Here is a 20,538-nt window from a genome sequence, read left to right on the forward strand (position 1 = left end):
ACCCCCTGCGAAGCAACGGCGACCTCAACGCATAATTATGGTAAATTGCACTCCTTTTTGTTCGTTTTATAGTTGATACGTTGCTCTAATGTCGAAAATTTGGTCAAAAGAAGAGACTCTCTGGAGTTTCGCCCTCTACGGCACTGCCGTGGGCGCAGGAACCCTGTTCTTGCCCATTCAGCTCGGCTCTGCTGGCGCGATTGTCCTGCTGATTACCGCCCTTGTGGCGTATCCCTTAACCTACTGGCCGCATAAAGCGCTGGCGCAATTTATTCTGTCGTCGAAGACGAAAGGCAACGAAGGGATCACCGGTGCCGTTTCGCATTACTACGGCAAAAAGATCGGCAACCTGATCACCACACTCTATTTTGTGGCCTTCTTTGTGGTAGTTCTGATTTACGCGGTGGCGATAACCAACTCACTCACTGAACAGCTGGCGAAACGGATGACGGTGGATACCGGCATGCGGATGCTGGTGAGCTTTGGCGTAGTGCTGATTTTGAATCTGATCTTCCTGATGGGGCGGCACATCACCATTAAGGTGATGGGTTTCCTTGTCTTTCCGCTGATCGCCTATTTCCTGTTTGTCTCGCTGTATCTGACGGGCAGCTGGCAGCCGTCGCTGCTGACCAGCCAGATGGCCTTCGACCAGCATACGCTGCACCAGGTGTGGATTTCGATCCCGGTGATGGTTTTCGCTTTTAGCCATACTCCGATCATCTCGACCTTCGCCGTAGACCGTCGCGAGAAATACGGTGAAGAGGCGATGGGTAAATGCAAAAAAATCATGAAAGTGGCGTACCTGATCATCTGCCTCAGCGTGCTGTTCTTTGTGTTCAGTTGCCTGCTTTCGATTCCACCGTCGTATATCGTGGCGGCAAAAGAGGAAGGGGTGACGATCCTGTCCGCGCTGTCGATGATGCCATCGTCCCCGGCATGGCTGGGCATCTCCGGCATTATCGTGGCGATTATTGCGATGTCGAAATCGTTCCTCGGCACCTATTTTGGCGTGATTGAAGGGGCAACGGAAATTGTGAAATCGTCGCTGAATCAGGTGGGTGTGAAGAAAAGTCGCGCCTTTAACCGCGCGGTTTCGATTCTCGGCGTGTCGCTGATTACCTTTGCGGTCTGCTGCATTAACCCGAATGCCATCTCGATGATTTACGCCATCAGCGGTCCGCTTATCGCCATGATCCTGTTCATCATGCCGACGCTGTCGACGTACCTGATCCCGTCATTAAAACCGTACCGCTCCATCGGTAACCTGCTGACGCTGATTGTGGGTGTGCTGTGTGTGTCAGTGATGTTTGTGGGTTGAGTATGCTGCCCGGCGCAATGCCGGGCATCTGTTTTACGCCCGAATATCGTCATACTCCCGCGTATTATCAAACTCATGCTTCGCAAACGGACACAGCGGGATAATTTTACGGTTCTCACCGCGCATCTTCTCTACCACCTTCGCCACCAGCTGTTTACCCACACCCTGCCCTTTCAGGCTCGGATCCACATCGGTGTGCTCAATGATGCTCAGATGCTCGCCGGTCGGGACAAAGACGATCTCCGCTACCTGATTGCCTTCGGCGTCGTTGACGTAAAACTTGTTATGGCCTTCAAGAATTTCCATGGTTCCTCGCTTATTTTTGGCGGTACTTCAGCGCACCGCTCGGGCAGGTATCAATTACGCGCATAACCGTTTCTGCATCTACTTCATCCGGCGCGATCCATGGTTTACGCTTCAGATCGAACAGCTTCGCGCTGCCGCGCACGCAGTTGCCCGAGTGTTTGCAGATCCCGGTGTTGAAGTAGACATCGATTTTCTCACCGGTATAGGCCCGGTACCCCGCATCCAGTAGCTCCTGATCCATGACATTGCCTCTGTAATTATTGTGGTGACAAAAGAAGCATACCCTCACCCGATCCGCCTGACCACGTCAAAAACGAGGTTTAGCCACACTCTTTTCAGCGCATGACTTCTTCACGTTCATAGGATTATTCCGAATACAAGAACACCCGTTGCGAAGATATATTTTTGCGCTGTGTCAATTCTTGTAATAATTCACGCCACGTTCACATTAGGATTATTAGCTAAGCGCAATCTTAACCTCCGGATTTATTTTCATCTAACTGATGGATTTCCCATCCGTTTTTAAAACTCGTAACGAAGCGGTATTTCTTCACTCCCTGCAAAATTACCGCAAAACAACCCAGACAAGAAATTTGACTCTTCTCACATAACGACTAATGTTAATTTCTGAACGACAACTGATACGAATTACTTATCGTATCTCCTGACATAAACGCAACATGAGGGTTGATATATGGCAGAGCAACATCGTGGTGGTTCCGGTAATTTCGCTGAAGACCGTGAAAAGGCATCAGAAGCTGGACGTAAAGGCGGCCAGCACAGCGGCGGTAATTTCAAAAACGATCCGCAACGCGCATCTGAAGCGGGTAAGAAAGGGGGACAGAGTAGTCACGGCGGAGGCCGTAAATCTGATAACTCCTGATCTTATTTAAAGCTCTTATAAATATACCGAGAGCATGCTGCGGGCCCGTCGGCTCGCAGTACCTTCCCTTTATTTCACTGGAGCGAAAATATGAATATGAAAACTGTTGAAGATGTATTTATTCACCTGTTATCCGACACCTACAGCGCTGAGAAGCAGCTGACCCGCGCGCTAAGCAAATTAGCTCGCGCCGCATCCAGCGAGAAGCTGAGTGCCGCGTTCACGGCTCACCTCGAAGAGACGCAGGGACAGATCGAACGTATCGATCAGATTATTGAGCAGGAATCCGGCCTCAAACTGAAGCGCATGAAATGCGTTGCGATGGAAGGCTTAATTGAAGAAGCCAACGAAGTTATTGAGAGCACTGAGAAAAATGAAGTGCGTGACGCTGCATTAATTGCCGCAGCTCAGAAAGTTGAACATTACGAAATTGCCAGCTACGGCACCCTGGCCACCCTGGCTGAACAATTAGGCTATAAAAAAGCCGTTAAACTTCTTGCCGAAACGCTGGAAGAAGAAAAAGAAACCGATCTCAAATTAACCGATCTGGCTGTCGGTAATATTAATCAAAAAGCCCAGAAAGGATAATTAATATCTGATGAGCATCAGCACCAAAAATTAACCAGAAAATAAATCACAGGAGTTAATTATGAATCATGTAGAACACTACCATGATTGGCTACGCGATGCCCATGCGATGGAAAAGCAAGCCGAATCCATGCTGGAATCAATGGCCAGCCGTATTGATAATTATCCCGACTTACGTGCACGAATTGAACAACACGTTAATGAAACTAAACACCAAATTACCGTGCTGGAAGAAATTCTCGACCGCAATGATATTTCCCGTTCGGTCATAAAAGATTCCATGAGCAAAATGGCGGCACTCGGCCAGTCCATTGGCGGCATGTTCCCTTCCGACGAAATTGTTAAAGGCTCTATCAGCGGCTACGTTTTTGAGCAGTTTGAAATTGCCTGCTACACCTCTCTGCTGGCTGCGGCCAAACAAGCAGGCGATACCGCCTCCATTCCAGCCCTTGAATCCATTCTGGAAGAAGAGCGCCAGATGGCAGACTGGCTGCTCCAGCATATTCCACAGACGACGGAACAGTTCCTGCTGCGCTCCGACGCGGATGGCGTTGAAGCTAAAAAATAACGAAATAGGGAGAATGTATGTTTCGACACGTAAAACAGCTGCAATACACGGTACGCGTAGCCGAACCGAATCCGGGCCTGGCCAATCTTCTGCTTGAGCAGTTTGGCGGGCCACAAGGCGAACTTGCCGCGGCATGTCGTTACTTTACGCAAGGATTGAGCGACGACGATCCCGGTCGTAAAGATATGCTGATGGATATCGCGACCGAGGAGTTAAGTCACCTGGAAATTATCGGCACCCTGGTGGGTATGCTCAATAAGGGTGCGAAAGGCGAACTGGCGGAAGGCGTTGAAAATGAAGCGGAACTGTACCGCTCCATGACCGAGAACGGCAACGACAGTCATATCACCTCCCTGCTCTACGGCGGCGGTACTCCGCTTACTAACTCCGCAGGCGTACCGTGGACGGCGGCGTACGTGGATACCATTGGCGAACCGACCGCGGATCTGCGCTCTAACATAGCGGCCGAGGCGCGCGCCAAAATTATCTACGAACGGCTTATTAACGTAACGGACGATCCGGGTGTTAAAGATGCGCTGGCGTTTTTAATGACGCGTGAGGCAGCACACCAGCTCTCGTTTGAGAAGGCACTCCAGTCGATCCGTAACAATTTCCCACCGGGTAAATTGCCGCCAATCGAAGAGTACACCAACAAGTACTACAATATGTCTGAGGGGGGAGAAGTTCGCGGCAGCTGGAACAGCGATAAGCACTTCGACTACGTGGAATCTCCTCAGCCAGCGGTCGATGGCGGTGACGGCGGCGCAAGCGTAACGCTCACTACAGAGCAGGAAACGCTGGTCAAAGCGATGTGCGCACGCACGAAATCCGACCCTAATGCCGATCCGCTTACCGGTGCCGAGCTTGGCGCAGGTAAGAAAAAACCGTAACCGGTTTTGCCAGGCAGCCTGAGGCTGTCTGGCAATGCCTTGTGCGCTATCAGTTCCAGAGGTACGGAGCATGTTCGAGCTTGATGCGTTTCATCTGGCCAGGATACAGTTCGCCTTTACCGTCTCTTTTCATATTCTCTTCCCGGCGATCACCATCGGGCTTGCGAGCTATCTGGTGGTTCTCGAAGGCATGTGGCTTCGCACCAAAAATGATGTCTGGCGCTCGCTATACCATTTCTGGCTGAAAATTTTCGCCGTCAACTTTGGTATGGGCGTGGTTTCCGGGCTGGTCATGGCTTACCAGTTTGGGACTAACTGGAGCGGCTTTTCCCAGTTCGCAGGCAGCATAACTGGCCCTCTGCTCACCTATGAAGTACTAACCGCCTTCTTCCTGGAAGCTGGTTTCTTAGGCGTGATGCTGTTCGGCTGGAACAAGGTCGGCCCCGGCCTGCACTTCTTTGCCACCTGCATGGTGGCGCTGGGCACGCTGATGTCCACTTTCTGGATCCTCGCCTCCAACAGCTGGATGCACACCCCGCAGGGCTTCAGTATTCAGAACGGTCAGGTCATTCCCGAAGACTGGCTGGCCATTATCTTTAACCCCTCATTCCCTTACCGCCTGATCCATATGTCCATCGCCGCCTTCCTGTGCAGTGCCTTGTTTGTGGGCGCATCCGGGGCATGGCATCTGCTGCGCGGTAACGATACGCCCGCTATTCGCACAATGTTCTCCATGGCCATGTGGATGGCGCTGCTGGTCGCGCCCATTCAGGCCGTGGTTGGGGATATGCACGGCCTGAATACGCTTGAGCACCAGCCTGCCAAAATCGCCGCGATTGAAGGCCACTGGGAAAACCCGCCCGGCGAGGCCACCCCGCTGCTGCTGTTTGGCGTACCGGATATGGAAGAGGAGCGCACCAAATACGGGCTTGAAATTCCCGCGCTCGGCAGCCTGATCCTGACGCACAGCCTGGATAAACAGGTCCCGGCGCTGAAGGATTTCCCGAAAGAGGACCGCCCTAACTCGCTCATCGTCTTCTGGTCCTTCCGCATTATGGTCGGCATGGGGCTGCTGATGATTACCCTTGGCGTGCTGAGTGTCTGGCTGCGCTATCGCCGTCGACTCTATCACTCGCGGCTATTCCACTGGTTTGCCCTCTGTATGGGGCCTGCCGGACTGCTCGCGCTGCTCGCCGGGTGGGTCACCACCGAAGTGGGCCGCCAGCCGTGGGTCGTTTACGGCTATCTGCGCACGATAGATGCGGTGTCTCTGCACAGCACGTTGCAGATGAGCATCAGCCTGCTGGCCTTTATCGTGGTCTACTGTTCGGTGTTTGGCGTGGGTTATGTGTATCTCGCCCGGTTGATTAAAAAAGGTCCGCAGCCTGTGGGCACGCTAACGTCTAATACGTCGGGCACTCCTGCCCGTCCGCTGTCCGCCGCCGAGTCCGTTCCGGAAGAGGAGAAGATCTGATGGGCGTCGATATCCCGGTCATCTGGTTTGCCATTATTGTCTTCGCCACGCTGATGTACATCATCATGGACGGTTTCGATCTCGGTATCGGCATGCTGTTCAGCTTTGTGGGCGATGCCAAAGAGCGCGACGTGATGGTGAACAGCGTCGCCCCGGTCTGGGACGGAAATGAAACCTGGCTGGTTCTCGGCGGTGCAGGGTTGTTCGGCGCGTTTCCGCTGGCCTACGCAGTGATTATCGATGCCCTGACCATCCCGCTGACGGCCATGCTGATCGGGCTTATTTTCCGCGGGGTGGCGTTTGAGTTTCGCTTTAAGGCGACCCCTTCACACCGCAAATTCTGGGACTACTCCTTTGCCGGCGGTTCCCTGCTGGCAACCTTCAGCCAGGGGATCGTGGTTGGCGCGATGATCAACGGCTTTGACGTGGAAGGGCGTCGCTTTGTGGGCTCCTCGCTGGACTGGTTCACCCCGTTTAATCTGTTCTGCGGGCTGGGCTTAATTGTCGCCTATACCCTGCTGGCTACCACGTGGCTGATCATGAAAAGCGAAGGCGCGCTGCAAAACCGGATGCGCGAGCTGACCCGCCATGTGCTGCTGGCGCTGATCGCCGTTATTGCGGTGGTAAGTATCTGGACCCCGCTCGGCTGGCAGTTTGTCGCCGAGCGCTGGTTTACTCTGCCTAACTTCTTCTGGTTCCTGCCAGTTCCGGTTCTGGTGGCGGTATTCAGCCTGTGGATCTGGCGGCTGACGCGCAATCCCGACAGCCATGCCCGTCCGTTCCTGTTAACGCTGGGCCTGATCTTCCTCGGCTTTAGCGGCCTGGGCATCAGCCTGTGGCCACACATTATTCCGCCGCACATCACCCTGTGGGAAGCCGCCGCGCCGCCTGCCAGCCAGCTGTTTATGCTGATTGGTACGCTGTTAATCATCCCGGTGATCCTGGTTTATACCGCCTGGAGCTACTACGTCTTCCGGGGCAAAGTGTCTGATACCGAAGGTTATCATTAAGGATTGCTATGGCAGGCTGGCATACACGCGCCATTATTTACCAGATTGATACCGCCCTGTTTTACGATCTTAACGGCGATGGCTGTGGCGACATCGCCGGAATCACCGCGAAGCTGCGCTACATCCGCCGGATGGGCGCGACGGTTATCTGGATCACCCCGTTTTACCTCACGCCTTTTCTCGATGAAGGCTATGACGTGAGCGACCATTTGCAGGTCGATCCCCGCTTCGGCAAGCTCAACGATATCATCGCCTTTATTGAACAGGCGCGGGAGCTGGGGATGCAGGTCATTATTGAGCTGCTGATCCAGCATACCTCGGATGCGCATCCCTGGTTTCAACAGGCCCGCCGCAACCCCCAGTCACCCTACCGTGACTATTACCTGTGGTCCGACACCGACGACGACGATACGCCGCCGATGTTCCCCGGCGTAGAGAAGAGCATCTGGACATGGGACGACGAGGCGGGGCAATACTACCGGCATATGTTTTATCACCACGAGCCGGATCTCAATCTGGCCTCCCCTGCGGTGCTGAAGGAGGTTGAGAACATCATCATCTTCTGGCTAAAGCTCGGGGTGTCGGGCTTTCGCCTGGATGCGGCATCGCACCTGACAAAACAGGCCGGACGTGGGGATGAAAAACGCGGCCTGTGGATCCTGGAGCATCTGCGCCGTCTTATCGGGCAGCGTAACCCGGACGCGATCCTGCTCGGCGAAGTCGACGTGGAGGTCGAGGCCTACAAAGATTATTTTGGTCAGAACGACCGGCTCAACCTGGTGCTGAATTTTTGGCTCAATAAGTACTTTTACGTCAGCCTGGCAGAGAAGAGCGCACGACCGCTGCGCAACGCGGTGAAGAAGATGATTGTGCCGCCGGACTCCTGCTGCTTCGCCAACTGGCTGCGCAATCATGATGAGCTGGATCTGGAAGGGATAGGAAAAAAAGCGAAGCAGACCGTCATCGATACCTTTGCCCCTGATGAAGAGATGAGTGTGTATCAGCGAGGTATCCGCCGCCGTCTGGCGCCGATGCTTAATGGCGATCGAAAGCGGCTGGCCTTTTGCCATGCGGTCTTGTTTTCGCTACCGGGCGTACCGGTCATGCGCTACGGGGATGAGATTGGCATGGGGGATGATTTGGAACTGGAGGAGCGTTACGCCGTACGCACCCCGATGCAGTGGGCCGGATCGCAAGGCGGCGGTTTCTCAGATGCCGACCCGGAAACTTTTGTCGCCCCGATGATTGACCACGGCCCGTACCGCTATCAAAAAATCAACGTGGCGGATTCGCTGTTGCACCGCAACTCACTCCTGCACTGCATTATCGATATCGCCAATACGCGCTCGGAGTTCCCTGAGATCGGCGTCGCGCCGTTTCGTCTTATTAATATCGACAGCGGTGCGGTACTGGGGATCTATTACGAAACCGACACGCGCAGCATTCTGACCTTTGTTAACTTCAGCGATAAGCCCGTTAATTTTACCGCCAGAGGGATCCGGCATGCGACCTGGACCGCCTGCCTGGCGGACAAACGCTACGACGACGCGCTGGTGTGCGGCAAAACCGTCGCGCTTAACCTCAGCGGCTATGGCTACCGCTGGTTTTGGACCGATCGTACCGCACTGCGCTGATTATCGTCTCCGCGAGAGCAGCAGACGGGCCACGATCGCGCCCGTGACGGCAAGGGAGCCGAGCAGCACTTTCCCCGGCATGCCAGAGGTGACGCTGGTAGCACGCTCTTTTGCTTCGTCGGTGAAGTGCCCGTGGATTTTATGCAGGTCGTTAACCGGCTGATCCAGATAGTCCTGACGGTCATCCGCATTTAACGTATCGGTCATCTGCCCTTCCCAGGCCTTTTTAACCATCAGCCGATCCAGAAAGCCGGGGAAAAGAAATTGCCCGACAATCGACTGGACGGTGCTGCTGCCCACCCACAGTTCCCGCACCGGTTTCTGCGCCACCTTAAAAATAGCGCTGGCAGCTACTTCCGGCTGAAAAACGGGAGGAACCGGGCGCATCGCCCAGGCAAATTTATTCCTCGCCCACTCGAACTGCGGCGTATTGAGGCCCGGCATCTGTACCATTGCGATCTGCACCCGGCTGTTTTCATGCATCAGTTCGGTGCGCACGGCATCGGTAAATCCGCGGATTGCGGCTTTCGCCCCGCAGTAGGCTGACTGCAAGGGAATGGAACGGTAGGCCAGCGCGGAGCCAACCTGAATAATCGTTCCGCGATCGCGTGGGGTCATTAACTCCAGCGCGGCGCGGGTGCCGTTAACATAGCCCAGATAGGTCACCTCGGTGACGCGGCGAAACTCCTCCGGGGACATGGTGCGAAACGGCGCCAGCATCCCGCCCATGGCGTTATTCACCCACACATCGATGGCCCCAAGCCGGTATTCAATCTCGTTAGCAGCATCGGTCACCGCCTTGCTGTCCGCCACGTCGGCCTGAACGGCACGGGCGTTGATCCCAAAACGGCGCAACTCCTCTTCTGTGGAGCGCAGGCTCTGCTCGTCGCGGGCAATGATGCCCACAGCGTAGCCCGCTTTGGCAAAGTGCAGCGCCGTGGCTTTCCCCACACCCGCCGTACCGCCGGTAATAACGATCACAGCCATAGCCTTTCCCCTTGTTTCAGACGTTATCCCAGCCGGAGAGTATTTCGATCAGTTCAGACAGGGAATAACGCACCGCTTTATCCACCACATCCTGACATTCACCGGAAAACAGCACGGTGCGGGTTTCCGTCTGTCCGCGAATATTCCAGCCGAAGCAGACCGTACCGGCTGCGGTGCCATCGTCGCCGCCTTCCGGTCCCGCATAGCCGCTGATGGCAAGGCCGATATCCGCCTCGGCAATTTCGCGAATTTTAGCGGCCATCTCGGTCACCGTTTGTTCACTGACGGCGGTGAAGCGCTCAATGGTTTCGTGCCGCACGCCGAGGATCCTCTCCTTCGCCGCATCGCTGAACACCACCATGCCAACGTCATAAAATTCCGCCGTGTTCTCTTCGGCACAAAGCGCAACCGCGAGATTGCCACCGGTACAGGACTCTGCGGTGGTTAACCGCAAACCTCTGTCCGTAAGCTGAGTGGCGAGCTTTTTCGTCAGCTCGCTGATGGTGCTGTTGCTGTCGTGAATAAGGTTGCTCATCGCGTTGCCCTTAATTTTCGTCAGGAATAATAGAAATATGACCATTACGCTCAAGAATAGCGTATTTAATCTCCTTCAATTCTGTAATACCGTGATTCTGGCGGGCTGATACCAATATATCATCACAGGACACATCGACCTTTTTTAGTTTATCGGCGAGGGGAACACCGTTCTCCACCAATATCACCGGCGTGCCATCAAGAATATTCTCAACGGTGGAGAAATATTTTTTCAGTAAACCAAAAATAATATCCACCACCACCAGCGTTGTTATTGTAATCATCGCTCCGGTGACGGAAAAATCTTCGCCAAGCAGAGCCTGTTGTGTCGCCTCACTGATAATTAAGAGCAAAATAAGGTCAAAACTGGTCATTTGTAGCAGGGCGCGTCGCCCGGCAACTTTAAACACAATGACCAGAAACAGGTAGATTGCCAGGGCACGAAAAACCATGTCCATATTCGACTCCTAGGGGTAAATAAACTGCCAGAAACGGATATCTGGCTCGTTGTTTACGCGGATGCTGTTTGTCCACTTCCCTGCTTTTGACGGCGTGATAAATAACAAAACGGTAAATTTATCGGTATGTTGTAAACGATCGTAGACGAGAAACAGGGTATTCCCCCGGCTGTACATGCTGTCCGGCTGTGGCCAAACGCTGCCTGGCTCATACGCGTCGCTGCTTTCGCTGGTCATGCTGAGGGTATATTTCCCCTCAGACGTCACCGGAAACGTTATTGCCATCCGCGATTCGGTCTGGCGGCGACCGAAGCGCTCATAGCTCAGGGTCAGGGATTTTGCTTCGTTTGTTTTCTCCACGTCGCTGACCGCGCCGCTGGAAAACAGGCCGGCTATCGCCGCCACGATAATAGCTAACAGCACAATAAAACCCACCAGGCGAAATGCATACTCAAACGTCAGTAAACGGCTACTCTCTTTTATCCCAGGCACTTTTTCTTTTTTTGGTTCCATGGCTGTGGTCACCGTTTCGCTTAATTGCCGAAATTTTTGATTTTTCTGTGCAAATGCTTTTAAGACTTATCACATTTGCCACATAAAGGAATAGCAACAATACTTAATAAGTCAAGACATCCAAAATGAAGGATATCAAATGAAATTATCAGTGATTTCAGCCTTGTTTATATTAATTATCCCTACTGCATGGGCAGATAATAACGGCGGGTTACAAAAGGGTGATGCGCCGCCACCGCCGCATGCGCTGGACAGCGGTTATCGTGGTACCGATGATGCGCGCATTATGACCATTACTCAGGCAAAAGAGATGCATGATGGCGCCTCTATTTCACTGCGCGGCAATCTTATTGATGGCAATGGCGATAAATACGTATTCCAGGATAAAACCGGGAAAATCGACGTTATTGTCCCGAAAGCCGTATTTGACGGCAGAACCGTGGAACCTGACAACATGATCAGTATTAGCGGCTCGCTCGATAAAAAATCATCCCCACCCGTAGTGCGGGTCAGCCACTTGCAAAAATAATTCAGCGAAGCGTTAACGCTGTAACTATCCATCAAATCTCACCCCTAACAAGGAGTTAGCTATGAGTGATAATGAACAACGTACGAACGCTTACCCAACGCCACCTTTCCCGGAGCAGCCTCAGACGCCACCGGGCCTGGCCTCTGAGATGGAACCCGTACCCGACCACGGTGAGAAGAGCTACAAAGGGCATGGTCGACTTGCCGGTAAGAAGGCGCTAATTACCGGGGGCGATTCCGGCATCGGACGCGCGGTAGCCATTGCCTATGCCCGTGAAGGGGCAGATGTCGCGATTAACTATTTGCCGGAAGAGGAAGAAGACGCAGCGGAAGTCATCGCCCTGATTAAAGCGGAAGGACGGAATGCCGTCGCGCTTCCGGGCGATGTGCGGGACGAAACTTTTTGTCAGAACCTGGTGGAGCAGGCCGTCTCAAAACTGGGCGGGCTGGATATCCTGGTGAATAACGCAGGCCGCCAGCAGTACCGTGAGTCGCTGGAAGAACTGACCACGGAAGATTTTGACGCGACCTTTAAGACCAACGTCTATGCGCCTTTCTGGATCACAAAGGCGGCGTTGCGCCACATGAAAGCCCCTGCTTCCATCATTAACACCTCCTCCGTTCAGGCGGTTAAACCGAGCGCCGTACTGCTTGACTATGCGCAGACCAAAGCCTGTCTCGCGGTGTTCACCAAAGCGCTGGCGAAACAGCTGGGACCGAAGGGGATCCGCGTGAATGCGGTAGCGCCGGGTCCTTACTGGACCGTGCTTCAGCCCAGCGGTGGGCAGCCACAGGAAAAAGTGAAACATTTTGGCGAGAGTACCCCTCTGGGACGCCCGGGACAGCCCGTGGAGATCGCACCGCTGTATGTCACCCTGGCCTCGGATGAGTGTTCATACACCTCCGGGCAGGTGTGGTGTTCAGACGGCGGGGATGGCGTCATCTAGCGCTCAAGGCGCGCAGAGTGTAGGCCGGGTAAGGCGAAGCTGCCACCCGGCAAATTGTTGCAGGCGAAAGCTAAAGGGCTGCGAAAGCAGCCTTTTTTACGTTTAAGGGGTGACGACAGGAAACCAGAAGCTGAAGCTCTCCATGCAGCGCAGCATTTCGTTTACCTTCGCGGCATTGCCGACGATCGTCACCTCTCCTGCCTGTTGCGCCTTTTTCAACGTGGTCTCTTTGAGGATGATTTTATTCAGCGTTTCGCGGCTGAGCGTGATGGTTGCATCCGGATCTTCTGCCTGAGCGTTGGCGATATGGTTCAGCACGCCATTCTCCAGCTCCAGCTTGTACCTGCCGCCCTCGCGACCCAGATCAACGTTAAAAATCCCTCTGGCATTCGCAGCTCTGACGCCGTTAAGGTGAACGCCGAAGTAGTCAAAAATCATCTCAGTCGACATGGCACGAACCGCATCCGGGCTGGCGGTATTGGGCGTCGGCATCCTCTTCACCCCGTTACGCAACTCCTGCGCACCGGTGAGGTAGGCGTTACGCCAGGGTCCTGACTCGGCCTGGTATCCCAGCTGTTCAACCGCGTCCGCTTCCAGTTCGCGCGCCGTCTTATTATTTGGATCGGCAAAAACGACTTTACTCACTACCTGCGCCACCCAGCGGTAATTTCCCCGGGCATAATCAACCCGGGCTTTTTCAAGGATCGCGCGGGCTCCGCCCATGTAATCGACATATTTTTTCGCTGCCTCGACCGGAGGCAGTTCATTGAGCGTCGCCGGATTGCCGTCGAACCAGCCAAGATAGTAGACATAGGTGGCTTTGACATTATTACTTACCGAGCCGTAATAGCCACGGCCTGCCCAGGATTTTGCCAGCCCGTAAGGCAGGGCGAAATTAGCGGCTATCTCATCCCTCGTCAGCCCTTTATTCGCCAGCCTCAGCGTCTGGTCGTTGATATAGCGGTAGATATCACGCTGGCTTTTCATCAGCTTCACCACTTTCTTATTACCCCATGTGGGCCAGTGGTGCTGCGCGATAATAATTTCCGCTTTATCCCCCCAACGATCGAGGGCGTTATTGATGTATTTTGACCATGCCAGCGGATCGTGTATCTTCGCCCCGCGCAGCGAGTAAGTATTGTGCAGGGTGTGAGTGACGTTCTCTGCTGCTTCAATCAGCTTTTTCTCTTCCACATACCAGAGCATTTCAGACGGCGCTTCCGACCCCGGCGCCAGCATAAAATCATAGGTGAGACCGTCGATGATCTCTTTCTGCCCGTCTTCGGTAATGGCGTGAGTGGGCGCGATAAGCGTGACCGTCCCGGCTGAGGTGGTCGTCCCCAGACCCGCCCCTACCTGACCTTTTACATTGGCCTTTAACAGGTTTCCGTAGATATAACTGGCACGGCGGCTCATGGCATTTCCGGCCATGATATTTTCCGATACCGCCTCTTCCATAAAACCTGCTGGAGCATAGACTTTCACTTTGCCGGTTATCACTCCCGCTTCATCGACTACGCCACGCACGCCGCCATAATGATCGACATGACTATGGGTATAAATAACGGCAACAACCGGGCGTTTGCCACGATGTTGAACGTAAAGATCCATGCCCGCTTTGGCCGTTTCCGCAGACACCAGCGGATCGATAACCGTGATCCCCTCTTTGCCCTCTATAATCGTCATATTCGACAGATCGAGGTTACGGATCTGGTAGACGCCTTCCGTGACCTCAAACAGACCGCCAATATTATTCAGCTGCGCCTGACGCCACAGGCTCGGGTTGATGGTATCCGGCGCTTTTTGCCCTTCTTTGATAAAAGCGTATTTCTGGGGGTTCCAGATAACGGCGCCTTTTTCGCCTTTAATCACCGCGGGTGGCAGCGGGGCAATAAAGCCTTTGTGCGCATTTCGGAAATCCGTCTTATCAAAGAAGGGCAGTTGACCATAAAGTGCATCATTCATCTCTTTCGTATGGACAGTGGCTCTCTTCCCTTCCTTTTGTGCCAGGACAGGCAATGAGGTCAACGACACTAATAGCAGACCAGCAACGGCTATTGCGCTAACGAGAGTTTTAAATTTCATACTTCCTCGAGGAGTTATATTCACGCTGGCGGTACATGGGGGGAAAGGAGGCTATCACCAGGCTTATCTTTAACCTATGGAAATAACGTTTATAAATAAATTAGTTTATTCTTTCGTCGCTGCGTCCTTAAGGGATAATGCTGAGTCCAGTTATTTCCCCGGAGTGATTCGATGAAGAGCCTGCCGTTCTTTTTCGCTGTATTAACCCTCAGCACATTAACAGCCTGTAGTTCTCCCCAACCAGACAATGTTGAAAAAATTAATCATCTACAAATTCCACTGGTGTTGCCGGGGAAAAACCGCCGCAGGCACAGATATCGCATATCGCGTCTCTTTATCAGGAAAATAAACAGCAGATCGAGACCTTAACGCGCAGCGTAAAATCACAGTATCTACAGGACACCACCGCAAAAGAAATTTTTGTTGCGGACAGTGACGTTCAACGCGTCTATGCCTCGCTGACCAAACTGGAACAGTTAGATATGGTTAATCAGCAATACCTGAAAGATAATAATGTCACGGGCCTGCAAAATATTCATATCATTCTTGAACCGTTATTCACCAGCTGAAAATAAAAAACCCGGCAACATAAGCAGCCGGGTTTTTATTAATGGGCATATCACGGGCATCAGTCGTACTGACCAAAGCGATAGCTAAGCCCTGCGGTGACGGAACTCAGGTCGCTGCTCACGCCGATCTGGTTAACATTGCCCACGTTGCTTACCCACTGATATTCCAGGCGGCCCGCCCAGTTTTTATTGAAAGCGTATTCAGTACCCACGGCTGCAAGCGGGCGCACACCGGTTTCAAAACGATTGTGACCACTTACATCGGATTCAGCGCGATAGCCCATTGCGCCGGCACGGCCGTAAATATCCCAGTCATTGGTCAGGGCATAACTGGCCTTCAGAGACATTTGCAGGCCCTGCGTCTTCATTTGCGCCCCAGCGCCATGCTGACCTTTAATCTGCATGTTGCCTAAATAATCATAACCACCTTCTACCGCAAGCCATGGGGTAATCTGATAACCCGTATAAACACCCCCGCCGACATTATCATGGTTAAAATCGAAGTGATCGGAATGCGTGTTCTCAAACGCTTTTGAACCCATATTGGTATCAAAATAGTGAGACCAGCCGAATTTAGCCCCGCTATACCAGGTGCCCGCATCAGCGGCGGCGAACGCGGAAGTGGCGGTAAATGCATTAGCCATAATCAATGCGATAACTGTCTTTTTCATAAATATACCGTTTACTTGATAATGTTAAATCTGAGAAAGCAAACGATATAGAAAATTAACGGTAGCGTTAATTGCATTTCTGTTTAATTTTAAACTTCAGCTAGAATGACTCGGGTAAATGTCTGACCTCAAGCAGATATCCACCGCGCTTAAAGGCGATATATTCCCCCTGCTTAAGGGCAGATAATACATTGAGTATACTGCTGCGAGAGAGCAGAGTACGATCCTGGATATATTCCAGAATCGTGGTACGCAAACGCGTCTCTTCCGGGAGCAAAATCATTTCCTGAAGGTGGTTACGAATAACGGAATAGGTACGCTGCTGGAGTACCTGGGCATCACGGAATATTAAATAGGCCGTATGGTATGAGAGCAGCGCGGCGACATCCTCCCAGACGCCCTCGGCACGAAACAACTCAGCCGCCTTGTCCGCATCGAGACGTAAAATAGTCGACTCTCTTTCAGCACGGAGAAGGTGCCCCTGCGTAGGCTGGATCATCTCTGCAATACCAAACAAATGCGGCTCGTAAACGGTCACTACCACCAGTCCATCCGAAGCCCGCAGCAGGGACAGCTCTCCTTCCAGAAAGAGGTACATCTGCTGTTTCCCCTTCCGTAACCAGGTGAGTCGCTTACGCGGAACAACGTGCACTTTCTCCGCTAACGGCTCAAGGATGGCGGTCAGTCTTTCGATGGATTTTTCGGGTCGAACAGGCGGTAAAATATGCATGGTACAACCTTCTGACATTCAATATCTGCCATTATAGACCATATATTTTAAGCGGTTAGCCGATCAAAACTGATAGCTGTAGTTGACGCTGGCAAACCAAAGATAAGGATGATCGTAACTTCCGGCAAACGCCGTCGGGGATTTCACATGCGACGACTGCATATGAAGATACGACACGGCAATACCAATATTGCTGGCCGGGGTGATCTGATACTGGGCTCCCGTGCCAAATCGCCACTCATCCCCGGTGGGTAAAGTTAAGGCCACATCACTCTGACTCTCATACGGAGAGCTGTCGAACGCCACACCGGTATTCAGTCGCCACTGAGGTGTTGGACGATACTGCACGCCCACCGCGCCGTGCCATGTATCCTTCAGGCGGCTGACGTTGTTCAGTTGCCGATCCCCAACGACGATTTGCGGAGCACCGAACTGGCTCCAGTCCTGCCAGCCGAGATCGCCCATAACCGACCACCGAGGGTTAATATCATGCACAAGACTGAGCATGATTTGCTGCGGCGCGCTGATTTGTGCCGACACCGGGAGGTCGTAGGCACCATTCTGTACTCGAGCTTTGCCGTTAACAGAGTAGCGATAGTTCGTCTCGCTGTTCCATGTAATACCGGCTCGCGTCTGGTCGGTCAGTTGCATGAGTAGCCCAAGCCGATAGCTCATGGCCCAGTCCTCATCATGCTGCCGATAGTCATTATCATTAACGTTGCGGGTCAGCGAGAAATAACCGTAATTAACGTTGGCGGACGCCCCTATTGAGAGTAGGTCGTTGAGCTTGTATGCCAGTGACGGACTGAGCGTCATTGCAACCAGGGTACTCTTTTTAATCAGCCTGTCGCCCGCCCAGCTACCGTAATCGATCCCCAGACCGTAATTACCGTAAAGCCCGATCCCGGCATAAAGATCATCGTTTATCTTCTGGCTATAAAAGGCGCTGGCATTCGGGATGGTTTTCATCACGTCGCCGGGGCTTTGATGGGCATGGTTATCCAGCTGGTTGTCGATGGAGCCATCCATAACCTGTAACCCACCGGTGACCATATGATCCGGCAGGCGCGTCATGCCAGCAGGGTTGGTCATGATTGTCGAGGCGTCCTGCGCACGAGCCGCCTGCCCTGCTCCGGCAAGCGCGGTATCTTCGGTGCCGGCTTCATAAAAATAGAGGGCGCTGGCATGGGCACTGGAGGCGGCAAATAAGCCCGCGCACAGGAGGAGTCGTGTTTTCATCTGCGATCCGGGAAATAAAAAATTTGCCGACAGATATAACAGGGGCGCCTGATGACGTAAAAAGGAAGAGGGTTTAATTTTAAATTATGCGCGGTTCAGCCCCTCTTAATATCTCTGACAATTCAGCGACGTCCGGAATACGACGCCGCTACGTCCTGCACCTGTAATACGCTCAGGTACAGGACGATAAAATCCAGGAATTTTGTTCAGGTTTATCCGGCCTTACTTATAATGCTCCAGATTGGTTTCCGGGCCCGTTCTGGCAATTTCCTGAGCTTTGCCGAAACTTTCAATCAGGCACTTATATTCCGGACAGACATGCTCTGCCAGGATCGCAGCAAAGCGAGAACCTTCCGCGCGGTTCCAGGTTCTCATTAATTCAGCGACAATGGCAAACGTATCGGTAGGGATCGCTCCCGCCTGAGCCACGCGCGCGATGGTGGTATCGGTCGCGATTTTGGACCAGTTCCCCGAGGCATCCACAACACAGTAAACCTTATACCCCTCCTGGACAGCGCTAACCGCAGGGAACGCCATGCAGACGCTGGTGAGCGTGCCGGCAATAATCAGGGTCTTTCTGCCCGTCTTTTCCACTTCCTTCACAAACGCCGGATTATCCCAGGTATTAATCTGCCCGGTGCGTGGAACATACACGGCATGGGGTGCATATTTGTGAATTTCCGGGATGAGCGGGCCATTGGGACCGTCAGGAACAGAGGCCGTGGTGATCACCGGGATATTTAAAAGCGTGGCAACTTTGGCTATCGCTGTCACATAATTACGAAGGTCTGGTACAGGCACATCACGTACCGTGTTAAATAAGCCACTCTGATGGTCGATGAGTAAAATTACAGCGTCATCAGTATCAATCATACCGTTTGTAGCAGCCATATTTCTTTCCTCATGATTTCTTTTACATTGCCGTCAACTCTCCCGGCTCCGCGATTTTACATGCACATGGTCAGGGTATAATGCATTGATAAATCATAATGAATAGTAGTCCGATCCGGTCTGAATACCGCATCATTTCAGGACAATTTCTGGCACGGTACGCTGAGCCATCGACGCTGACGGAAAGCCCTCGTGAGGAGAAAAGATCTTTACAATGCCGTTATACGGCCATTCGTATTCGTTCGGCTGAAGGCAAGCGTTACTCACTACTGGGATCGCCCTTATCCTCCCGCATGGATTCGATAAACTCCCGTTGCTCCTCTGTGAGTTCAAGCTCATCCAGCAAGCGATCTAACTCTTCTTCAGGTGATTCCTTTTGGTTCTTTCTCTTCCCGGTAGCCATACTCACCCTTGAGTTATTAGGATTAATCTCAGGGTATCCAGGGTACAGGAAATGTGCAACTTAGCGTGTTATGCCGACAACCGATCATAACAATGAACGAAAGGGGGAAGCAGGTACGCCAGTACAGGAAAGACTGATAGGGGTATTCCTGTTCCGGCGATGAAAGATAGCCAATTGAAAGCCTTGCCAGATTACATACGGGCTTTGCAATAATCGAGAGGGTGCAATGCCTACCTTCCCTTTAGTTTAACTTAACTCAAATTTAATCACATTTAAATTAATGATTTTGTTAGATTTAATCGTTTATTGCCCTCTCACATATAGGTACACTTTCTCTATGGTTTTTTTTATAACAGCATGAGGAAAAAGTGAAAATGGCTATTCCAGCTTACCTATTGCTTAACGCAAAGCCGCGCAGGAACAACGGATCCGGCTTTTGGTGATTGGTTTGGCTCAACGCCTTACGGTGATGATCCTAACGACCAGTACTGGATAAGAGCGGGTATCGACTATGCAAAACGCACAGGTTTTTAAGAAGCGGTATCTACTTCTGATCCTGTTGGCTGTTGTCGCCTATGGGATATACAACTTGCTGCACTTTTCACCACTTGAGCAAGTGATTATTAAGAAGGCGAAAGTTAACAATCTGGCTAATCTTTACATCACAGAAGCGAGTGCAGGAGCCACCACAGGCTTTTCCTACCGTTTCTATCTCTATGATGTAACCAAAGATGATAAAGCGTTTATGGCGAGTCTGGAGAACGATCACCAGCCTTTCATGATCACCACGGACAAAGATGCATTGAAGAAGGTCGAGAATAATGCGATCTACCTTTCCGTGAAGGGAACCATTTACACCTTTCACAGCCCTGCGGATTATCTGGCAGGTGGCTCGATCTACTCCGTCCCTGTCTATTTAACCGCATCACCATACTAAAAACATAGCCAGCTGCCACGCTGGCTCTTTCTCTTCTGGTTTTAGACAACAGAAACCATTAAGCCCCTTAGAGGTTAGAAGACAAGCGTAGCACAGCGATTTCATAAGACTGTCAGAGGGTTACCTGCATTTCGTGTGCAGGGAGGACGTCAATGCTCTACAGGACATAACGCCTAAACAAGTTAGTCAGCGCTACTGAGCAACCTACTGAAATAAAGAGAGTTTTTGAACGGTTCTTCTTGGGGAAATTCTGGAGCGGGCGAAGGGAATCGAACCCTCGTATAGAGCTTGGGAAGCTCTCGTTCTACCATTGAACTACGCCCGCTTTGAGGTGCGTAAGGCATTATAGACCTTACGCCTCTTCATACAAGCCTT

The 20,538-nt window shown here is 52.4% G+C and carries 23 protein-coding genes and 1 tRNA gene; 11 read left to right on the forward strand and 13 right to left on the reverse strand.

Annotation, left to right across the window (positions count from 1 at the left end; translation table 11 throughout):
• Nucleotides 1-88 precede the first annotated feature (88 nt).
• Nucleotides 89-1,318, forward strand: a complete 1,230-nt coding sequence (locus ACJTMZ_RS10000; RefSeq protein WP_003862847.1) for an amino acid permease — start codon at nt 89-91, stop codon at nt 1,316-1,318.
• A 33-nt stretch (nt 1,319-1,351) separates the two neighbouring features.
• Here ACJTMZ_RS10000 and ACJTMZ_RS10005 read toward each other — a convergent pair whose 3' ends face one another.
• Nucleotides 1,352-1,624, reverse strand: a complete 273-nt coding sequence (locus ACJTMZ_RS10005) for a GNAT family N-acetyltransferase (RefSeq protein ID WP_003862848.1) — start codon at nt 1,622-1,624, stop codon at nt 1,352-1,354.
• 10 nt (nt 1,625-1,634) lie between these two features.
• Entirely contained in the window at nt 1,635-1,865 is a 231-nt protein-coding gene (gene yjdI, locus ACJTMZ_RS10010; RefSeq protein WP_015571774.1) for a 4Fe-4S mono-cluster protein YjdI, read from the reverse strand.
• Between the two features lie 453 nt (nt 1,866-2,318).
• Between yjdI and ACJTMZ_RS10015 the strand changes: the two genes are divergently transcribed.
• From ACJTMZ_RS10015 to ACJTMZ_RS10045, 7 genes are all read left to right on the forward strand, one after another.
• Nucleotides 2,319-2,507 (forward strand): general stress protein, encoded by a 189-nt coding sequence (locus ACJTMZ_RS10015; RefSeq protein WP_015571775.1) that lies wholly within the window; start codon nt 2,319-2,321, stop codon nt 2,505-2,507.
• A gap of 90 nt (nt 2,508-2,597) precedes the next feature.
• Nucleotides 2,598-3,095, forward strand: coding sequence for a ferritin-like domain-containing protein (locus ACJTMZ_RS10020; RefSeq protein ID WP_003862851.1), 498 nt, complete (start codon nt 2,598-2,600; stop codon nt 3,093-3,095).
• Between the two features lie 61 nt (nt 3,096-3,156).
• Complete coding sequence (locus ACJTMZ_RS10025) at nt 3,157-3,663, forward strand: ferritin-like domain-containing protein (protein WP_017382870.1); 507 nt, start codon at nt 3,157-3,159, stop codon at nt 3,661-3,663.
• A gap of 17 nt (nt 3,664-3,680) precedes the next feature.
• The gene (locus ACJTMZ_RS10030; protein ID WP_015571777.1) at nt 3,681-4,553 is read left to right on the forward strand and encodes a manganese catalase family protein; all 873 of its coding nucleotides are present in this window, start codon (nt 3,681-3,683) and stop codon (nt 4,551-4,553) included.
• 70 nt (nt 4,554-4,623) lie between these two features.
• Nucleotides 4,624-6,027, forward strand: a complete 1,404-nt coding sequence (locus tag ACJTMZ_RS10035; protein ID WP_032102926.1) for a cytochrome ubiquinol oxidase subunit I — start codon at nt 4,624-4,626, stop codon at nt 6,025-6,027.
• Nucleotides 6,027-7,037 carry a cytochrome d ubiquinol oxidase subunit II gene (gene cydB, locus ACJTMZ_RS10040; protein ID WP_015571779.1) on the forward strand — a complete coding sequence of 337 codons (1,011 nt, stop codon included), beginning with the start codon at nt 6,027-6,029 and terminating at the stop codon, nt 7,035-7,037. The genes ACJTMZ_RS10035 and cydB overlap by 1 nt, the downstream gene beginning before the upstream one ends.
• A gap of 8 nt (nt 7,038-7,045) precedes the next feature.
• Nucleotides 7,046-8,671: an alpha-amylase family glycosyl hydrolase gene (locus ACJTMZ_RS10045; protein WP_252010992.1), complete on the forward strand. Its 1,626-nt coding sequence runs from the start codon at nt 7,046-7,048 to the stop codon at nt 8,669-8,671.
• Here the strand turns inward: ACJTMZ_RS10045 and ACJTMZ_RS10050 are convergent, their stop codons facing one another.
• The 4 genes from ACJTMZ_RS10050 to ACJTMZ_RS10065 are packed head-to-tail and all read right to left on the reverse strand — an operon-like array spanning nt 8,672 to nt 11,163.
• Entirely contained in the window at nt 8,672-9,658 is a 987-nt protein-coding gene (locus ACJTMZ_RS10050) for an SDR family oxidoreductase (protein WP_252010993.1), read from the reverse strand.
• Nucleotides 9,659-9,674: 16 nt separating this feature from the next.
• Complete coding sequence (locus ACJTMZ_RS10055) at nt 9,675-10,193, reverse strand: 2-oxo-tetronate isomerase (RefSeq protein WP_003862863.1); 519 nt, start codon at nt 10,191-10,193, stop codon at nt 9,675-9,677.
• 10 nt (nt 10,194-10,203) lie between these two features.
• A complete protein-coding gene (locus tag ACJTMZ_RS10060; RefSeq protein WP_006811854.1) occupies nt 10,204-10,650 on the reverse strand; it encodes a DUF421 domain-containing protein in 447 nt (148 codons plus the stop codon).
• 9 nt (nt 10,651-10,659) lie between these two features.
• The gene (locus ACJTMZ_RS10065) at nt 10,660-11,163 is read right to left on the reverse strand and encodes a hypothetical protein (protein ID WP_252010994.1); all 504 of its coding nucleotides are present in this window, start codon (nt 11,161-11,163) and stop codon (nt 10,660-10,662) included.
• A gap of 139 nt (nt 11,164-11,302) precedes the next feature.
• Between ACJTMZ_RS10065 and ACJTMZ_RS10070 the strand changes: the two genes are divergently transcribed.
• Both ACJTMZ_RS10070 and ACJTMZ_RS10075 read left to right on the forward strand, forming a co-directional pair.
• Entirely contained in the window at nt 11,303-11,692 is a 390-nt protein-coding gene (locus ACJTMZ_RS10070) for a YdeI family stress tolerance OB fold protein (RefSeq protein ID WP_252010995.1), read from the forward strand.
• Between the two features lie 61 nt (nt 11,693-11,753).
• Nucleotides 11,754-12,638, forward strand: a complete 885-nt coding sequence (locus ACJTMZ_RS10075) for an SDR family oxidoreductase (RefSeq protein WP_032649406.1) — start codon at nt 11,754-11,756, stop codon at nt 12,636-12,638.
• Between the two features lie 102 nt (nt 12,639-12,740).
• Here the strand turns inward: ACJTMZ_RS10075 and ACJTMZ_RS10080 are convergent, their stop codons facing one another.
• The 6 genes from ACJTMZ_RS10080 to ACJTMZ_RS10105 all read right to left on the reverse strand — a co-directional run bounded on the left by ACJTMZ_RS10080 (nt 12,741) and on the right by ACJTMZ_RS10105 (nt 19,226).
• Nucleotides 12,741-14,723 carry an alkyl sulfatase dimerization domain-containing protein gene (locus ACJTMZ_RS10080; protein WP_252010996.1) on the reverse strand — a complete coding sequence of 661 codons (1,983 nt, stop codon included), beginning with the start codon at nt 14,721-14,723 and terminating at the stop codon, nt 12,741-12,743.
• A 628-nt stretch (nt 14,724-15,351) separates the two neighbouring features.
• Nucleotides 15,352-15,963: an outer membrane beta-barrel protein gene (locus tag ACJTMZ_RS10085; RefSeq protein WP_017692718.1), complete on the reverse strand. Its 612-nt coding sequence runs from the start codon at nt 15,961-15,963 to the stop codon at nt 15,352-15,354.
• A gap of 100 nt (nt 15,964-16,063) precedes the next feature.
• A complete protein-coding gene (locus ACJTMZ_RS10090; RefSeq protein ID WP_047057541.1) occupies nt 16,064-16,693 on the reverse strand; it encodes a winged helix-turn-helix transcriptional regulator in 630 nt (209 codons plus the stop codon).
• A 63-nt stretch (nt 16,694-16,756) separates the two neighbouring features.
• Nucleotides 16,757-17,932 (reverse strand): OmpP1/FadL family transporter, encoded by a 1,176-nt coding sequence (locus ACJTMZ_RS10095; protein ID WP_086524034.1) that lies wholly within the window; start codon nt 17,930-17,932, stop codon nt 16,757-16,759.
• 222 nt (nt 17,933-18,154) lie between these two features.
• Nucleotides 18,155-18,823 carry an isochorismatase family protein gene (locus tag ACJTMZ_RS10100; protein WP_047057538.1) on the reverse strand — a complete coding sequence of 223 codons (669 nt, stop codon included), beginning with the start codon at nt 18,821-18,823 and terminating at the stop codon, nt 18,155-18,157.
• A 259-nt stretch (nt 18,824-19,082) separates the two neighbouring features.
• Nucleotides 19,083-19,226, reverse strand: a complete 144-nt coding sequence (locus ACJTMZ_RS10105) for a hypothetical protein (protein ID WP_015571788.1) — start codon at nt 19,224-19,226, stop codon at nt 19,083-19,085.
• A gap of 511 nt (nt 19,227-19,737) precedes the next feature.
• Here ACJTMZ_RS10105 and ACJTMZ_RS10110 point away from each other — a divergent pair.
• Complete coding sequence (locus ACJTMZ_RS10110; RefSeq protein ID WP_017382883.1) at nt 19,738-20,163, forward strand: hypothetical protein; 426 nt, start codon at nt 19,738-19,740, stop codon at nt 20,161-20,163.
• 251 nt (nt 20,164-20,414) lie between these two features.
• Here the strand turns inward: ACJTMZ_RS10110 and ACJTMZ_RS10115 are convergent.
• Nucleotides 20,415-20,488 (reverse strand) — tRNA-Gly (locus ACJTMZ_RS10115).
• Nucleotides 20,489-20,538 lie beyond the last annotated feature (50 nt).

It is taken from the genome of Enterobacter sp. DN (assembly GCF_046054285.1).
GTDB classification, from domain to species: Bacteria; Pseudomonadota; Gammaproteobacteria; order Enterobacterales; family Enterobacteriaceae; genus Enterobacter; species Enterobacter hormaechei_C.

Bases quoted from the DNA above. Each gene is read 5' to 3' on its own strand.
- ACJTMZ_RS10000 (WP_003862847.1), top strand. From the start codon at position 89: ATGTCGAAAATTTGGTCAAAAGAAGAGACTCTCTGGAGTTTCGCCCTC.
- ACJTMZ_RS10005 (WP_003862848.1), bottom strand. From the start codon at position 1,624: ATGGAAATTCTTGAAGGCCATAACAAGTTTTACGTCAACGACGCCGAA.
- yjdI (WP_015571774.1), bottom strand. From the start codon at position 1,865: ATGGATCAGGAGCTACTGGATGCGGGGTACCGGGCCTATACCGGTGAG.
- ACJTMZ_RS10015 (WP_015571775.1), top strand. From the start codon at position 2,319: ATGGCAGAGCAACATCGTGGTGGTTCCGGTAATTTCGCTGAAGACCGT.
- ACJTMZ_RS10020 (WP_003862851.1), top strand. From the start codon at position 2,598: ATGAATATGAAAACTGTTGAAGATGTATTTATTCACCTGTTATCCGAC.
- ACJTMZ_RS10025 (WP_017382870.1), top strand. From the start codon at position 3,157: ATGAATCATGTAGAACACTACCATGATTGGCTACGCGATGCCCATGCG.
- ACJTMZ_RS10030 (WP_015571777.1), top strand. From the start codon at position 3,681: ATGTTTCGACACGTAAAACAGCTGCAATACACGGTACGCGTAGCCGAA.
- ACJTMZ_RS10035 (WP_032102926.1), top strand. From the start codon at position 4,624: ATGTTCGAGCTTGATGCGTTTCATCTGGCCAGGATACAGTTCGCCTTT.
- cydB (WP_015571779.1), top strand. From the start codon at position 6,027: ATGGGCGTCGATATCCCGGTCATCTGGTTTGCCATTATTGTCTTCGCC.
- ACJTMZ_RS10045 (WP_252010992.1), top strand. From the start codon at position 7,046: ATGGCAGGCTGGCATACACGCGCCATTATTTACCAGATTGATACCGCC.
- ACJTMZ_RS10050 (WP_252010993.1), bottom strand. From the start codon at position 9,658: ATGGCTGTGATCGTTATTACCGGCGGTACGGCGGGTGTGGGGAAAGCC.
- ACJTMZ_RS10055 (WP_003862863.1), bottom strand. From the start codon at position 10,193: ATGAGCAACCTTATTCACGACAGCAACAGCACCATCAGCGAGCTGACG.
- ACJTMZ_RS10060 (WP_006811854.1), bottom strand. From the start codon at position 10,650: ATGGACATGGTTTTTCGTGCCCTGGCAATCTACCTGTTTCTGGTCATT.
- ACJTMZ_RS10065 (WP_252010994.1), bottom strand. From the start codon at position 11,163: ATGGAACCAAAAAAAGAAAAAGTGCCTGGGATAAAAGAGAGTAGCCGT.
- ACJTMZ_RS10070 (WP_252010995.1), top strand. From the start codon at position 11,303: ATGAAATTATCAGTGATTTCAGCCTTGTTTATATTAATTATCCCTACT.
- ACJTMZ_RS10075 (WP_032649406.1), top strand. From the start codon at position 11,754: ATGAGTGATAATGAACAACGTACGAACGCTTACCCAACGCCACCTTTC.
- ACJTMZ_RS10080 (WP_252010996.1), bottom strand. From the start codon at position 14,723: ATGAAATTTAAAACTCTCGTTAGCGCAATAGCCGTTGCTGGTCTGCTA.
- ACJTMZ_RS10085 (WP_017692718.1), bottom strand. From the start codon at position 15,963: ATGAAAAAGACAGTTATCGCATTGATTATGGCTAATGCATTTACCGCC.
- ACJTMZ_RS10090 (WP_047057541.1), bottom strand. From the start codon at position 16,693: ATGCATATTTTACCGCCTGTTCGACCCGAAAAATCCATCGAAAGACTG.
- ACJTMZ_RS10095 (WP_086524034.1), bottom strand. From the start codon at position 17,932: ATGAAAACACGACTCCTCCTGTGCGCGGGCTTATTTGCCGCCTCCAGT.
- ACJTMZ_RS10100 (WP_047057538.1), bottom strand. From the start codon at position 18,823: ATGGCTGCTACAAACGGTATGATTGATACTGATGACGCTGTAATTTTA.
- ACJTMZ_RS10105 (WP_015571788.1), bottom strand. From the start codon at position 19,226: ATGGCTACCGGGAAGAGAAAGAACCAAAAGGAATCACCTGAAGAAGAG.
- ACJTMZ_RS10110 (WP_017382883.1), top strand. From the start codon at position 19,738: ATGCAAAACGCACAGGTTTTTAAGAAGCGGTATCTACTTCTGATCCTG.